The organism is Agriterribacter humi (assembly GCF_009192765.1).
GTDB lineage: Bacteria > Bacteroidota > Bacteroidia > Chitinophagales > Chitinophagaceae > Agriterribacter > Agriterribacter humi.
The window spans coordinates 138,642-155,700 of sequence record NZ_VOHQ01000001.1 but is presented as its reverse complement, the minus strand read 5'-3'; the positions used below and the strand labels follow the sequence as shown (position 1 = coordinate 155,700).

Genomic DNA, 17,059 nt, shown 5'->3' with positions numbered 1-17,059 from the left:
TTTAGTAAAGGCAAACCTGCAGGGATTTGCAGTATACGATACTCGTTTGCCTGAACGCATTTTTTCATTGATTAAATCATTTTTGATGACGCAGGCGCAATTATCCGCTATGCTGGAAAGCATAACCGGGCATCTTACTGTAAAAGAGAAAGACCAGGAAAAACAATTGCAGGAGGCAAGGGAACGGGTAGCGGCTTCACTCGTCAGCCAAAAGATTGAAGATACAGGAACGGAACGCCTTTTTGCCAATTCCAATTTGTACAGCCGCGACAATATCAGCGTTTCTGCGCTCAGCAATATTAACGATATTTCTACAGGAGTGCTGGGCAGAGCAACTGCGCCGGAAAAAGCGTCCGGGGAGCGTATTTTCGTACGCAGTGTGCCCGTGTTAAATGCCGCAGTAGCGGGCAGTGTGCCCGACTGGGCGGCGGGAGCCAGTCCTGCTGAAACATTCGGACCCTTCTTAAATAATGAGGGCCGGGAAATATGGATAGATGTTTATCGCTATGAAAAATTAATTACACTATATATAGGTGCGCAGCCGGTATTGTTATTTAAGGCTTCCTTCCGGCAGGGAAGGGTGCTTTTTCCAGGCGGTTTGCCTGCAGAGCTTGCTACAACCTATACAATAGTAGCAGGTAGCTGCTGGATAAATGCAAAGTTAGTTTCTGCTGCGGCACCGGCAGACCGGTTCATTGGCGTAGCGGTTAAAGGAGGCAGCATAAAGCTGAGCCTTGCACCTACTGTACAAAATAGCCAGATAACGTTAAACCCTTCCGTTATTATACAGGTGTCGCTCAAATTGGCACAGCATACAGAAGAAGGTGCTGCAGAAACCTCACCTTACGGAAGAGATGCAAGAGAAGCCACTTATCAATTACCGGAAATATGGGAATTTACGTGGCAGAATAACAAATGCAATATTACCCAAATTGGACTGGCAACATGCCAGATATACGGACAGCCTTTTGCATTCAGCTTTACACCAGCCCCCAATATATCGCCGGCATACAATAACAACCAGGTACTGATACCATGGAAAGCTGACGTGAATGAATTTGCGATCGCACAATACAAAAGCCCGTGGACCAATCTTTCCGGTAAAGTTCCTGTTAAAAAAACGTATTGGGCTTTTGCTGCAACCGCATTAAATATTAGCGATCCTGTGCAGGCAACGGGCAACGGGGCGGTACTATTGCAATGTGGTGAAGGTTTTCGCATGATTTGGAACGGGTTACAAAATGAAGACATAAGATTAAAGCAACCTTCAGTTTCAGGTAAGCCCGGTGAGCTTGTTATCACCGATATGGAGGCTGATGCCATCGGCGCTTCACATCACCTGGAATTATGGAAAGATGAGCAAAACCCACATGGTACCACCGCGGATATGGTATTGTTAGAAAAGGCGCCTTTCATTTTTATTATAAACAGCAAAAACGCGCAGGAACTGTTGATTACAAATTGTGCCGCCACTATTTATACCGACCGCCCGGTTAAGGTAAACGGAGAGCCTTTTCCCGTACGGTCGTCTTCCTGCAGCATGATGCTGAGCGCAGGAAAAGCCGGCAGAAGAATAATGCTGATGGAAGAAGATATGCAGGCCGACCAGGCTGCTTCTGGTAATGCCGGAAACATTCCTGGCGCAGCGGCCCCCAACCAGGTATTAAATCTTTTCTCCATTGCACTCGAAAATGCATTGTTCACTGTTTCGCCGGTAAAATCGTTTATCCTTTTCGGTGAGTGCGATGACAAGATGGAAAATGTAATACGCGGAAATTGTATTCTCATTTTCTCGTTGTACAGTTATTTACCTACTTTACCTGATCCTTATGTGGCCAACCTTGGGCTATGGCGGCGGGGTGTTTCTTCCGAAAGATACGGCAGCATTGCCGGGGCAAACGGTATAAACAGCCTGCTGATTTGTGTGGTGGGCTTTATAGAAGCGGAAGGCCAAACAGATGATGTAAGCGTTAACTTTTATTTTGGCGGAAGCACCCTTCCTGATATGTTAACCTTACCCGTAAAAAAGTCCACAAGCAAAGCAGCAAAGAAAAAGACGGTTACGCAAAGAGCGGTTGCCCTTTCCCGTAAGCCATCACGAACAGCAGCCACAACACTTAAAAAACCATTATTTGGCAGTATCGCTACTGCGGTAAGGCTGACCAATGAAAGCTTTACACCTGAAACTGTTGCCGAAAGGTTTCCCGGCGTTATTCTTAAGGAAGAGCCTTCGATGAATATTGATCTGCTGGCAGGGTTTAAAAATGCCAATGGCGCCATTTACAGCCCGGAAGAACTGTTTAAGATGAAGAAAGATGTGGAAGATGTATGGGATAGTGGTTTACAGTTGCAGCGGGAATTCTTTTCGCTTTTAGATGTGAGCAGCAATGCCAACCAGATGGGGGTGAGCTTTGGCACGGCATGGCAGCTAATAAGAACCGGCAGCGTTCGGGGCGAAGATGGCGAAGTGCATAATGTGGATTATAACAGAAGTGCCTTGAACAATGCATTTCCGTTCCTTGTGGAAGGTATGCAGGTTAAGTTGCCGGCAAACAGGGTGCGGGCATTTACATTGCCACTGATGGCGTGGGAGCCAGAAATAAACTTAACCCCGCCCGACAGGGATAATCCCCTCGATCCCAACTCACCCAAACTCTTAATGGATCCCGAAGCGGGTTTTTTATATTATGCCGATGATGGCGGCCCGGCGCGTATCTGGAATAACAACATGGCTCCCGTGCCTTTGGCGCCCATACCGGTTACCAACGGGCTGATTGAAGATTTTAAATCGCAGCCCGGTAATTATACGCTCGCTGCTTTTACGCTGCCCTTCGGAATGAAGGCTATCAGCTATATTTCAAAACATTTTGTTGAGCCGCAGAAACCGGCGATTGAAAATATACGTCCGAAGTTCAGGAAGAATGAAGAAGATAATACCTATAAGCTTGAAGGCGGTATTCAGATAAGCCTGCAGGCCGGAAGATTTGGCAAGCCCAATCCTGCTAATCCAACAGAATACGATAGTGATATGTTCCCCGGCTATACGGTGCAGGCCAATAACCTGCTGAACTGGTTTGGAATGGCTTCTTATGCCAGTAATTTGGGTCACCGCGTAACGGAGATTTTCAACAATGAATTCCTGTTTGGACCATTAAGCCTTTCCTCATTGCTCAAAGAGTCGCGTGGCGTGCCGGTATCGCGTATGGATATTACCGGTTATGGCGCCAGCATGTTCAGCAACTGGTTAAGTCCGGGCGCTGCGATGGCGCAAACCAGCCAGGCCCGGTTTGATGTAATGCTCGGCCGAACAGGGCATGAAGTGATCCAGGTAAAAAGTATTATTTATCCCTGGGGTATCCGGGTGGTAAGAACCATTACCGTTTTCCGCACAGGCTCCGGCTATGTATTTCGTACCGACAGCGGATGGAAAGCGGAAAGCGATGGGCTTTTTGATTTTTCCTATAGCTACCTGAAAAAAGGGAAAGATCCTTTTGCTAAATTAACCGTGGCCGATTTTGAAAACGTTGAAGCGCCATATGAATTTCATCCCGGTATCATCAGGGGATTGTTTAATGTGCGCAATATAAAAGATGCGCCATCTGTAACAGAGTATACATCCGAAAATATTATAGCGCCCAATGCAGACTATGTGAATGGAGTAAAAGGGCAGATGTATACCAATGGCGCAACAGAAAAGCATGAGCCTGTTAAGTGCGGCGGTGTATATTTTGATGCCGATGTGGAAATAGAAAATGTAGTGCAGGGACATATTGATAAGAAGGTAGTTTCCAAAAGGGTATTGGGATATGTGCAGGTGGCGCCCGCCGGCAAACCTTTAACAGCGGAGCAGTTGAAAGCGTTGCTGCAAATACAAAACGGCAGTATAGGCGGTGAAGTAGATTGTGTGTTAGACATCAACAAAAGCAACCAGCAGATCCGTGTTAACCGGTTCGATGTAAGCGCCTCCATTAATAAGGCGGGTACAATACCCGTATTTGTGGTAGCGGCAAGAGGTAATGTTTTTTTACCCAAAGATGGCAGTTGGGCAATCGTGCAGCACAATGCCGGCACAGGTGAAGTGATACCGCTTCCGCAGGATATAACGGTTCCGCTTATACGCACTGCCGCATGGAAAAAGGGAAATGCAGTGGATGCCGCCACATTACAGCAAAAGCTCATTCGCATCGCTCATCCTTTGGAAATACTTCGCGACCCTTCTGCCGATACCCTCAACTTTGGATACCTGCAAACTACCGCCACGCAAAAGGCATTATTTCTTACACCGGCGTATGGACTGAACATGGATAAAATGCTCAGTAAAACGCCGCCTATTTTTGCGGATGCATACCGGCTAATGACTGGTAATGGTATATTTCCCAATATTGGCAATGCCATTACTGATTTTGGCAAGACGATTCCTTTACTCAACAGTAAAGACGCCAATGGAAATACCTTCCAGGCTTTTGTTGAGAACGCTTTGGAAGACGGAGGTGAAAAAGTGTTGGAGCTCATGAAAGTGGAAGCGGAAAAAGCGGGTGAAGCAGTCATTAAGCAGGGCATGAGCATGTTAAAGAACGGCGCCAACGGCGTATTGGATAAAGCATTAAAATTTGATGTACCGTCTTTTGAAATTCCGCTTGTAGACACAGAAGCATTGCGGATTTACATCGAATACAAAACCGGTAAAAAAACCGATGCCCCTGCGGACTATGTAGACAGCAAGTTAAATTTTGATGTAAATTCCTTTGCCGGCGATATGGCTGACCAATGGAAGAGCCGGATGAATAACCTGGCAATGGTGATAGACCTGGGAGACATGAAACGGCTGATGACCATTAAAGGCAACTTTGATGCGCAGAAAGGAAAAGAAAGCAGTTATGAGGGTGGCAGTAGTCCAACGGAAGGCATACCCACGCCTGAAATTGAATTCAGTGATGCGCTGCAGCCTGTAATTGATATACTGCAAATGCTCGCTTCCTTAAGCTCGGGCGATTATGGAGAGGCACTAAAAAAGGGTTTAAAGTTAGCCATGAGCAACAGCGGTGAAATATGGGAATATAAATTTGAAGCTACCAAAGAGATCGCCCTTATCCGTTTTCCGCCAACCGATGAATTGTACAACAGCGCACAAACACCGCTCAAGCTGGAAGCCTCACTTTCCGTTGGCGTATATTTTAACGCGGCGCTTAAAGTAACGAGCGACCCATCCCAGTTACTACCTACAGCAGGCGCTTTCCTGCAATTCCACGGCGGGTTAAGCGTAATGTGTTACTCGGTGGGCGTGGGTTCCATTTACGCTATAGGTTCGGTGGATGTACGAATTGCAGCAGATACAAAGGTAGGTCCAAGCCTCACTTTAAAATTCGGCTTTGGGGTATCCATAGTAGTGAGTTTACCTGTAGTGGGCAACGCCAGCGTAACGTTTATGGTAGGCGTAGAAATGTATGCGGATAAAGATAAAGTGGTGCTGGCCGCATTGATGCTGTTTCGCGGGCAGGCCAATCTTTTGGGCGGACTGGTGTGTGTGTGTATTACCATCGAAGCAAAAGGCATTGTAGTAAGGCAGGGTGGTAAAACAGATTGCAGCGCCCAGGTTACGTTCGCTATTGACATCAGCATTTTTCTGATCATTGATATCAGTTTCTCTAAAACATGGGGTGAAGACCGGCAGGTGGCATAGAGCGATCAGCCGTCAGCAATCGGCGATCAGCAAGAATGCTATATGAAAAGTGAGATGTGAGAAACCTGTAACCTGAAACCTGTAACCTGAAACTTGTAACCTGCGACTCGAAAATAAACATACCCCTATAATTTGATCAATACAACATTATGGAAAAGAAAAGGAGATATACAACGATGGTTTTTCCACAAGGTTATGATGGAACAACTTTGCATCTCAATATCGTTGTTATACCACGCAACCAGGATCCGTTTGCGAACCATCCAACCGGATTACCGGCGCCTGATAATACCGCTGTTCCTTTTGCAGACCTTGTTCCTCAATTTGAATTAAAAGTAGTAAAGGGGCTGGATGAATGGCCAATCGGCAATGCGCTGGCTTTAACACGTAAACCTGTGGATGTGCCCGTAAATGTGGATGCAGCCACCAACAAAAATGCCTTGCTACAGGCCATTGCGGCTGAATTGGGCGCTAAAATAAATATCACTGCTTCCGATAAAACGCCGGATATAATGCCGGATTCACCAACGGTAAATAAGTACCTGCCCGAAAGTTACCGGGGTGCTTTTAACTTTACCTCACCGCGGGTGCCGAACGCCAAAACAGATGACAGTTATCACTGCGCTATAAAAAAGGATACTCCACTCGTTGCCACCTGGAAGAACAATGATGATTTGAGCTGGGGCCAGGTATTCGCTTATATACTGCGTCAGCCTTTGCTTGCCAGGGCCTGCGGCATGGTATATGAAACTGAGATTACAGTTGAAGGCGGCAATGCAGCCTTATTCGAAAAGGGCTGTTATATCTATGCCGATATCGTTAACGAAGATTATAAAAGCATACAGGAAAAATTGATGGTGGACGCAGACGGCCCATTTATAAAACCATATGCAGCCCGCATTCCCAAATTAAAAACAGGTGCTGAAAATAAACGCCCGGTTTTTGCACCCATACTTTTTCCTGTTTTATTTGTAAAAACCGGCGAAATAGTAGATCCGGAACCACCGGCAGCGCCGTGGGATAAAATTTTTGCTGAACTGAATGAATACAACGATGGCTTTGCTAAAATTGTACATGCCGCTCAGCCTGTGAGCACCATACTACTCAGCGAAAGGCAGGATGGAAGCCATCCCGTAAAAGATGAGGGTATACGCCTGGCATGGGACGATGAGCAGATTTTGATATGGTATATGCGCCAGTTGGAAGGATATCCCGCCAAAACCGGGCCGCGGGTTGACGCACCACTGGGTGTATTTGGCTACCGCATTGATGTAAAAGAAGATGCGTTAAACGCAGACTGGAGCAGTTTGAATTTAGTAAGAAGCAAACAAACCTATTCCCTGGGAGGCGCGAGCCTTGGTAATGCAGCCAATGAAGAGCTGGAATTGCCATTCCAGGTTTTCCCAACCCAGTTGGACAATGATACAAAAGCGCCCTACTGGCTACCCATGTATTTTACCAGTTGGATCGGCAAAAGCGTGGTGTTGAAAGATAGTGATGCGGTGAATATTCATCAGAGCGATGAAGCCCGGTTAAATCCTTTGGATCCCACACCTACCAAAGCCGTTGACCCCAATAATATGTTCGACGAAGTAGCAGCGGCTACGCTATTGCGTTATGGCAACCGTTACCAGTTCCGTGTTCGCATGATGGACATCAGTGGCGGCGGCCCTGTGATTGCTGAAGATGTGTACAATAATGCCGCTGCGCCAACATCGGAATGGAGTTTTAAGAGATATGTAGCGCCATCATTGTGCCGCATTGAAAAATCTAAAGATTTAAGAGAAGCCAAGGCTGATTTTTTCAATGAGATCATAGCCGGTGATCAGACTTCTTCCTTCAACAGTAATCCTGTGCTTTCCATCCAAAGACCGGTGCTGAATTATCCCGCGGTTGTTTTTACAGGAAAATACCAGTCATTGGGTGCAGATCCTGTGCAGCTATTGATCCAGTCGGCACAGGATCAGAAACAGGGTGGTACGGCAGCAAATCCCAAAAACATCGTTCCTGCCATAGCCGATCCGGATGTGGCTGAGGTGGAAATAAAAGTAGAAGTGGAAACCTTGCGGTTGGATAACCTTGCCAGCGAAAGTGGTAATGAAAATTATATTACGTTGTATACTACGTCAAGAAATTTTCCTGCTGTAAATGCCGCGGCAGATATGGAGGATACCCTGTCACTTAACGTTGTATTTCATGATGCACCAACGCTCAACCTGGGAAGCAGCGATGATCCTTTTAATACGCCCGGACTGAATAAGGCAGCTATCAATGCCATGACGGATATTCCATTGCCCACGGCAAGAAAGATCAGGATGACCATTCGTGCTGTTTGCGAAGGTGAGGACAGCACTTATTATGGGTTTATTAATGAAGCGAACCCGGATCTCGACAGCCGGTATGGCAAAAAAACACAGTTCTGGTTCTATAAGGAACTGATCAATGAAGACGCTCCACTATTGTTGCCTAAAGCCAATGTGCCCGCGTTGCAGGGGCTATACCTGCAGCCCGATCCTGAGTTTATCCGTAAGGGAATAGTCAATCAATTCTTTTTCTTTAATGCGGAAACCAGCAACCGCCCGGATATTATGCAACGGCTTGCGCAGCAGTTGGGCGTAAAAGTAAACGGACTTACCCTGGTTGCTGAAAAAGGGGAGCGGGTTGTTTTTGGATGTAATAATAAAATCCGCCATCACCTGGCGCCGGATGGCAGCAGCATTACTTTTTCTACCAAAGCCGATCTGTGTAATCATTGGATTGGCTGTTTAGTGTATCGCCTGAACCGCGACTGGAGCTGGGATGGCCTGCAGGATACGGCGTTTATTATCGGGCGGCAAAAAAAATTCAGTCGCGATGATGCAGGTGAAACGGAAACACTCAACAATATCGGCGATATTGAGATCAAGCATTCCGCATCCTTCGAATCCCTGCAAACGGATCCTTTTGGCAATATCAACAGGAGCAGCAGCACTATTATTTTTATTGATGCTATCGAACCCAAATCCGCACTGCTTCAACCCAACGGGCAGCTTCGTTTTCCCGATAAAATAGAAGTGCAGTATACCATTGCGGCAAAGTTTAAAGAAGGACATGGAGAAGATCAAACAGAGCAACCCGATAAGTTGATATTGCCGGCTACGGTTATCCCTGCACAGGTACCCAAAATCGCCAGCGTTGGCCTGGCCTTTTCTCCTTATCGTAAAAATGAAAAATACAGCGCCACAGAAGCCAGGCAAAAATACTTGTGGGTAGAGCTGGAAGAGCCTGTTCAAAATCCCGCGGATACTATATTTTGTCGCGTATTGCATTATGCGCCCGATCAGTTGATCGGAAACAATAAGCAGTTCGCTGAGCTGTTACAGGCTACCGTTGAAGATCCGCCTTTGCCCATTGATCCGGAATATATACGGATGATCACTCCGGGCCAAACAGATGACATGGCCGGACTGGGTGCCATGCAGGCAATGGAAAAAGCCAGTGATGATGACAATATCCATTATTTACTGCCGCTTCCCCCGGGATTGCATCCTGAGAGTCCTGAGCTGTTCGGTTTTTTTACTTACGAGTTCCGCATTGGTCACGGCCATTGGAGCAATGATGAAGCAGGAAAGGAAAACCTGTGGAGTACCGCCCAGGGCAGGTTTGGAAGGCCTTTGGTGATTGCCGGTATGCAGCATCCTGCTCCAACGCTGTTGTGTAATGTAAACCGTGATATTGACAAAGTGTATGTGAATGCACCCTATGCGAAAGCGGTATGGAAAGGAAAGAATGTAACCAATGATCCGCCGCGTACGCAACTGCATTGCATATTGTATGCGCAGGTAAAGCAGGCCGATGGCACAACATACCGCAATATTCTTTTAGATGAAAAGCTGATGACATTGGTAAGGCCTCAGCAACCGGAAGTGCAGACGCCTGCCGGTACAGGGTTGTTTAATAATGCTGTCCTTTCTGAGATTGTACACACCTCCGCTATATGGACGGTGGATAAGACAGATGAAGCAGCGAGGGCGAGTGTTGTGCTGAGTAACCTCACGCTGATGAATGAAATAAACCGTTTGAAAATAGATAAAGTGTATGAAGCAAGGTTAAACAAAGCCATGCGCGATTACAAATCAGGTAAAGCTGTAAAGATAGACAAGACAATGGCCGCAAACATTCTCCATGCTTTTGAAAACCTGAAAGATACGGGTACGACAGCACCGCTACCCAAAGCTGCGAAATTTACAGCAGCAAGCCTGCTGGCAGGCGCTGTTAAAGCTATATACAAAGATCAGCCTAAAACCGCCACTGCCATGTGGGCGAATAAAGAGATCGCTGTGCTGTTAAAACAATTAGGGCTACCCGAAGACGCTCCGCTGAGTGTGCTGGTTGTAGAAGTGTTTGGAAATATTACCAGCATATTCGATCATTTTTTACCATTACCGGATGAAAGGCTGGCGGCTTTATCTTCGCAAAGAGCCACAAAAGATTTGGCTGCAACGCTGCTGGATCGCAGAAACAGGAACAGGCAGGCATTGGGTGATGAGTTGGGCAATTACCGCATCTTACGCACATCGCCGCTTACGGAAGTGCCTTTTGTATGCTGCCCTACCTGTTAGATTTGCCTTGCAAACCTAGCAGGTTTTGATTGGCCTATCCCATGCGCTAATATCCGGATAGGGTTGGAGCGATAAAAAACACTTGTTGTAAACGTTGCTGTAATACAAATCCATCTTCTGCTACTGAAAACACAAAATAAATATCATGGCTGCCATGTGTGGGTTGCAGATCAGTTGTTACGGATTGCAGGCTTTTGCTATTGGAAATATGCGCTTTTCCTATCACCGGTCCTTTCTCTGAGTCTATCCGTATTTCTATAGGTCCACTTGACCATATTTTAATTTTTCGTATACCGGAAAGATCAATGTCTTTAAGATATGCAAAAGAAAAAGTTCTGCCTGTTATGATTCCATCAGATATCGTGGCATCGGAAATGTGGTCGAAGTCGGCACCTCTTACCAGCGCATTGCGCAGTATACTACTATCGCTGAAAATGAGGCCCCTGAATGGAAGTGCATTGCTGGTATAATTTCCTTTTAGTTTATACCGTCCACTTTGCGCCTGCGTTTTTCCCGCAGCGGCCACTGCTACCCGGCCTTTTGCCGGAAGTTCTTTTACGGGACTTTGCTTTTCACTGAGCGAATAAATATATCTCACAATCGCGGTAGCCTGCTCCACAGATAACTGTGGATGAGCGATCATGTTATTACTTCCCCACACGCCGCTTCCGCCCTTCAGGATCTTTGATGCAAGGGGAGCTATCATTTCGGGTTGCGTGCTGTATCTATCCGCTATCTGCATAAAACTCGGGCCAACTGATGTAAGGTCGTGGTGATGACAGCCTTTACAATCGCTTTCATTCATTAATACCTCTCCATTTATATCAGCATTTGCCCCTGTTAACCGGGGGTTGCTGCCGGCCGGAAGATATTGTAAAAAAACTTTAGCGTTTTCAGCGGCTGCTATTTCTTTTTTCTCATTCTGCACAGATAACGCATATTGTATGGTATCCCAATAGAAGGAGCGGTTAGGTAATTGTAATGCTACTTCTGTTGTTACGCCTGCCGTAACAAAACTATCTTTTACCGTAACGTTGCCATTGCCGTCTGCTACTTCAAGTCTTATACCATATCTCCCCGGCTCATCATACACGGCAGAAAATGACTTATCCTTTCCCGTTATATTGCCCTTGTGATCCTTCCAGGTATACCGGAGCGCGTCTCCATCATAATCAAACGAACTGTCAGCGGAAAGCGGGATGGTCAGTTGGTCTTTACCGGTCTTCTTCCCGATCTGTATTTGTGCAACAGGGGGCCGGTTACCGGGTATATATTCAATACGCGACAATTTTATATCCGCATTATTACTAGCCCAGGTAGTGCCGTACTCCAGCATATACAATGCGCCATCCGGTCCGAACTTCATATATATGGGCTTGGTGAATTTCGTTCCGGGCAAAAAATCATCAACGCGGAGGAGATCATTGTTTTTATTGAAATGCACCACCTTTACCCAGTCCCGCATCCAGTCGCCAATAAACCAGCAATGATCAAAGTAGTCCGGGAATTTTATTTTAGAATCAAGAGCAGGATCAAAAGTATATACGGGTCCTCCTATAGCAGTTCTGCCGCCTGCACCAAAAGAAGGGAAAGTTTTAGAGGAATCGTACGGGTACCATATAAAGGCAGGTTGCGCCGGTGGCAGATCACGCAGGCCGGTATTGTTAGGTGAGAAATTAACAGGATGTGCAGTATCAAATTTTTCTGCAACGCGGTTTACCGGCATATTGTTTTCCGGGGTTTGATTTTCGCCGTAAATAACATGCGTATATGCTTTATTGTTAGCGATGATCAAAGGCCACCCAAAATTACCTGCCTTTCTTGCCTGGTTAAATTCATCATATCCCCTGGGCCCGTAACTGCTGTCTCTGCCCGCGTCGGGCCCAACTTCACCCCACAATAAATAACCTGATCTTTTGTCAATGGTCAGGCGATAAGGGTTCCGTAACCCCATAATATATATTTCCGGCTTTGTTTTAGCTGTTCCTTCAGCAAAAAGATTTCCTTCCGGAATCGTATAATTGCCATCACTTTCCGGGTGGATGCGCAGAATTTTACCCCGGTAGTCGTTGGTGTTTCCCGAGGAGCGTAATCCATCATCAATCAGGTGACCCGGAAGAATTGCCGTGGGTGAATATTGAGAGAAAAAAGCGCCGGTGTTGTCTCCGGTGGAAATATACAGGTTGCCTTTTGTATCGAAATCCATTCCGCCTCCCGTATGACAGCATTCATACTCGTATGGTATCTGCAGGTAATTTTTTTCAGTGGCTTTATGGAGTGTATCGCCCTGCATGGTAAACCGGGAAATTTTCATAATACGGCGGCTTATACTATCCGCATATCTTGTCGTATCCGCAATAAAATACTGAAGGTATATATATGCATTCCTGTTAAAATCAGGATCCAGTTTCATGCCGATCAGCCCGTATTCACCGCCATCAAATTTTGCAGCTTTAATAAATGACTTCGTTTGGGGATTAAATATTTTAAGATATCCCACCAGGTCAATAATATAGATGCGGCCATCAGGGGCAAAATCGAATTGAATAGCCCCTTGTAATTCTCTTGTGGCTTCCGCTATCACTACTTTCCTGAAGCGGTCTTCCGGCGGCAGCTTCGGCGATGAAGACTCTTTGCAATTAATAAAACACTGTATACTTAAAAACAATACTATCGTAACATGAGTCCTGGTAATCTGCATTGGTTAATCTTTTTCAACTATGATGTGTAAGCCATTTCCTTTTATCGTAATTATTTCTCCCTGGGTGATCGTTCTTACTTTTTCAAAGGGTGAATAAAGCAATGCTTTGGTGACTGCTTTATGGGTAAACGCCCAGTTGTATTGCACAGGCTCTTTACTATCGTTGGCAATAATGATGGAGCGCTGATCACTATTTACTGCACCGTGTACCTTATAATGTATTGCATCAGTGCCTTTTAGTTGCGTAACCTTTGCACCAAGGTTATCATAATATTTACCCAGGAATACCTGGTTGGCCAATTCTTTGCGGATGCGTTCTATTTCTTTGATATATCCTCCCAGCTCTTTAAACATGGGCTGATCTATAGAACCCTGGTAGGTATTGGGTTCCACACAAAGTACTGCACCGGTAAGCACGGCGCCATTTACTCCTCTGAAATCCTGGGGTTCCGAAATATGCTGGCAGGCTGTCCATTCGGGAAACATATAGCGCATAGGAGAGATGCCATAAGCACCGTTTGTATTACGGTACCCAACATCAAAATATGGTATGAACCTGTCTGTGCTGAATTCAGACGCCATCCTGACATCAGGGTTGATGGCTCTGCATTTTTGTACCAGTGTGTCAATGGCGTTTACCAGTTCCTGGCAAAGGGCTACATCGGGCTTGGCCGTATTCAACGGATTAAAATCAAGAGATGAGCCAACCACCAACTTATCAATCTGGAAGGCCTGCGCCCCGTCTTTTACCAATTGAACATAAAAATCATCCAGTATTTTCCGGATGCCCGGAACAACCGAAGAACGCACATGATACCGTACACTCAATTGTTTTCTGGCCAACAGGGTGCTCTCGCCCCAACCCATCCAGATGGCCTGGTTGCCAAACTGGTCCTGGCTCATGTATTTATGCAGGTCTTTTTTATACCAGTCGGTACTCATATCCAGCACATTGTAATTCATAAATACAAGACAATGATCGCCCCTGTCTTTAATGGATTTGAGCAGTGTTTTAAATCCTTCCCTGCCGCCGAGTTTGTCTTCGGGTATGTATAGCGGATAGTTTCTTTCCAACCCGCCATTATCCCATCCTATCAGTTCGTGGCAGTTGATGCCATATTTATTTGCTTCTTTCGTCCATTGATCGTATATCTTATAGTCGGCTATAATTTTATCTTCGGGCTGGTAAAGAATAGAGGTAAACCAGGCACTTTTTTTTCTCAGCCAACTGCCGGATTTATCAATCGGGAAATGTGAAACAAACCATTTGCGGTATCCAAGCGCACCATAATGCCAGTCGCCCTTACTTACGCTGATGATAAATTCTCCGGATTCAAACGTTTCTCCTGAATGAATGAAGGGATATCGCACATGTGAAAAAGTAATGCCTACAGGTTCGCCTCCCGCCTGTTGCGGCGTTAGCCAGCTACCTTGCGGGCCGATGTTGGGCGTAAGATAAGTATGCCATGTGCTGTAACGGAAAGTAGTATCATGATAGCCCATGTAAAGGCCCACATCATTCTTTTCATCATATAAATACCACCAGGGCATAGTCATTCCCGGGTAATCAGACGACCACTCGGCGGCTTCCGCGCCAAAGCCCCTGGTGGACGGGAATTTTTTAAAAAGCGCTATGTTTTGACGGCAATCATTGTTGTAACCCGGTAAAGCCAGTTTTGCTTCGCGATCCTGTCCAAAGCCTGTCCATCCTCCGATGCGGGGAAACCAGAATTCGGAGATCGGTTGTTCGTTATGGTTAGTAAGCTTTGCGTGAAAAGATATTGCATCTTCAGTCATTTTTATCCGGTATACCAGGTCAACCGCATAGGTTCCTTTGGGAGAATTCATGCCGGAGAATGCTACTATTATGGTATTGCCTTCTTTGGTCACCGACTGTGCTTTCTGTTCCGAACCATCAATATAATTTGCGAGATAATCTTTTAAGGGAAGTCCTATCCTGAAATTTGCCGCTAATTTTTTTTCACTGACAAGCTCACTATTGTTTTTTTTGACCAGGAAAGAAGTAATTACACCGGTCTGCTGATCAACAGCAATTTTAAAATTTGAATTTTCCAAGGTTACCGGGGATTGTGCCCCGGCAGAACCAACATAGCTTAATAGTATCAGAAGTGATAATATAAAACGCATAGAAGAGGAAATTATAATAAGAAGAACCCGCGCCAGGCTCTTATAGCAAGATCTTAGCGCAGGTATACATTATATTGTTAATAACCGGGGTTTTGAATCAACAGGTTGTTTTTATTGATTTCCGTGCGCATAAGAGGAAAGAAATAATCTTCATTATTAAAGATCCGCACATCAACACCATTTTCCTGGTTGGTAATGATAGCTGGTCCCCAGGTTGTTCCATCCGGTTTGCGGTATGCAGTTACCGTGGCGTTGGTTACGTATTTCACATCAGCTTTGTGCATGGTGCGGGTAAGCTGCTGCGGGCCGATGAGCCAGCGACGTACATCCCAGAAACGGATGTCTTCAAAAGCCAGCTCTACACGGCGCTCGTGCCTGCATGCCTGTCTCAGTGCATCGCCTGCGAGTGATCCATCGAGGTCCGGAAGCCCTGCACGTTTACGGATCATGTTGATATATGTCCTGGCCTCTGCATCTTCCCCTGTTTCCACGCAGGCTTCTGCATAGTTCAGCAATACTTCGCCATAGCGCAAATGCCGGAAAGGCACATTCTGCATGGCGGATCCGAAAGTAGGATCATAGCTGATATCAACAGCTTTCCTTAGATAATACCCGGTATAGCCGCCATTGGAAGTATTGATCGGCCCTTCGCGGTTATCCAGTCCGCCTTTAACAGTTTGTCCCGAGGTATTTACCACAAGACCAACCTGGATTTTTCCAAACGGGTCAATGGCGCGTACATCCGCGGGGCGTTCTCTCCACTGTGCACCTTCATACAGAATACTGGAATACAGTCTTGCTTCCCTGTTGGCGTATGGATCGGCTGCATGAACGGGATTGTTCCAGTCGAATTTGGTTCCGTCACTCATTTCATAGTCATCTACCATTTCTCCGACCGGTGTCGTTGACCCATGACCGTTATATCCATTGGGTGCAACACGCAAAGCCGGGTAATCATCATAACCAAGCAATGAAATATATTGTAATAAAATATCTTCTTCCGTGCCATTGGTAGATATAAAATACGCAGTAAGATTTTGTTCGGCTTCTGCAGGTGTGGCAGGATCTGGTTTATACAGGCTGTACCGGTTAAGATCAATCACCGCTTTGGCAGCAGCTTTTGCAGCCTGCCAGCGTGCCGTAGCATCGCCGCCTGTATATCCCAGCAATTCCGGATTTGAATAACCTGCCACAACTGAGCCATTCTTCTCGGGATTGTGCAGATCGCTTGCCGCGTACAGCAAAACCCTTGCTTTTAAAGCGAGGGCCGCACCTTTGGTGGCACGTCCTAATTGCGCCGCAGGATAAGTATCCGGTAATAATGCCGCAGCAGAATCAAGTTGTCCTGCAATAAAGTTGATGCATTCTTCGTATGTATTTCTCGGGGCAGAAAAATCGTCGTTCAATTCATGTGCTTTTGTAATGATGGGCACGCCACCGTATAATGATACAAGATGATGATATGTGAATGCCCTGTTGAAATATACTTCGCCCTTCAACCTGGGAATCCAGGCGGGATCGTCCGATTCGGCTCTGTCAATATTAGCAAAGAACAGGTTGGTGCGGCGCACGTTGGCATAGAGCCTGTTCCATGTAAAATGTGCAGTATGATCGCTGCCAAAACCAAATTCCCATTCCAGGTAGCTATCGGAGGTTATCAGCGATTTGTTCACGTTAAATGCATTGCCGTATAAAGCATTTACTGCTTCATCTGTATAGCAGGCGAGCCGCATATAGTTGAAAGGTGATCCTAATGTACCCGCATAAATGGTATTAACAAAAGGCTCAATCAGTGCCGGATCTTTCCATACAGCTACTTCAGAATATTCACCTAACGGGTCTTTATCAAGAAAAGGGGCTTTTGTGCAGGAGGTCAGCAGTATAATGGCACTTAGCACTATCAATATTTTTGTTATAATCTTTTTCATA

5 protein-coding genes are annotated in these 17,059 nt (G+C 46.0%); 2 read left to right on the top strand and 3 right to left on the bottom strand.

Translation table 11 applies throughout. The annotated features are described in order from the left end of the window. Positions 1-85: 85 nt before the first annotated feature. The gene (locus FRX45_RS00585) at positions 86-5,680 is read left to right on the top strand and encodes a hypothetical protein (RefSeq protein ID WP_152266443.1); all 5,595 of its coding nucleotides are present in this window, start codon (positions 86-88) and stop codon (positions 5,678-5,680) included. Between the two features lie 149 nt (positions 5,681-5,829). After that, on the top strand, positions 5,830-10,281 hold the full coding sequence (locus FRX45_RS00580) for a hypothetical protein (protein WP_152266442.1): 4,452 nt from the start codon (positions 5,830-5,832) through the stop codon (positions 10,279-10,281). A 46-nt stretch (positions 10,282-10,327) separates the two neighbouring features. Here the strand turns inward: FRX45_RS00580 and FRX45_RS00575 are convergent, their stop codons facing one another. From FRX45_RS00575 to FRX45_RS00565, 3 genes are all read right to left on the bottom strand, one after another. Further along, positions 10,328-12,982, bottom strand: a complete 2,655-nt coding sequence (locus FRX45_RS00575; protein ID WP_152266441.1) for a PQQ-dependent sugar dehydrogenase — start codon at positions 12,980-12,982, stop codon at positions 10,328-10,330. A 3-nt stretch (positions 12,983-12,985) separates the two neighbouring features. After that, positions 12,986-15,130: a DUF6259 domain-containing protein gene (locus tag FRX45_RS00570; RefSeq protein WP_152266440.1), complete on the bottom strand. Its 2,145-nt coding sequence runs from the start codon at positions 15,128-15,130 to the stop codon at positions 12,986-12,988. 77 nt (positions 15,131-15,207) lie between these two features. Further along, positions 15,208-17,058 (bottom strand): RagB/SusD family nutrient uptake outer membrane protein, encoded by a 1,851-nt coding sequence (locus FRX45_RS00565; protein ID WP_152266439.1) that lies wholly within the window; start codon positions 17,056-17,058, stop codon positions 15,208-15,210. Position 17,059 lies beyond the last annotated feature (1 nt).

What these genes read in the sequence shown, in the direction of transcription:
- FRX45_RS00585 (WP_152266443.1), top strand. Translation starts at nt 86, where the DNA reads ATGACGCAGGCGCAATTATCCGCTATGCTGGAAAGCATAACCGGGCAT.
- FRX45_RS00580 (WP_152266442.1), top strand. Translation starts at nt 5,830, where the DNA reads ATGGAAAAGAAAAGGAGATATACAACGATGGTTTTTCCACAAGGTTAT.
- FRX45_RS00575 (WP_152266441.1), bottom strand. Translation starts at nt 12,982, where the DNA reads ATGCAGATTACCAGGACTCATGTTACGATAGTATTGTTTTTAAGTATA.
- FRX45_RS00570 (WP_152266440.1), bottom strand. Translation starts at nt 15,130, where the DNA reads ATGCGTTTTATATTATCACTTCTGATACTATTAAGCTATGTTGGTTCT.
- FRX45_RS00565 (WP_152266439.1), bottom strand. Translation starts at nt 17,058, where the DNA reads ATGAAAAAGATTATAACAAAAATATTGATAGTGCTAAGTGCCATTATA.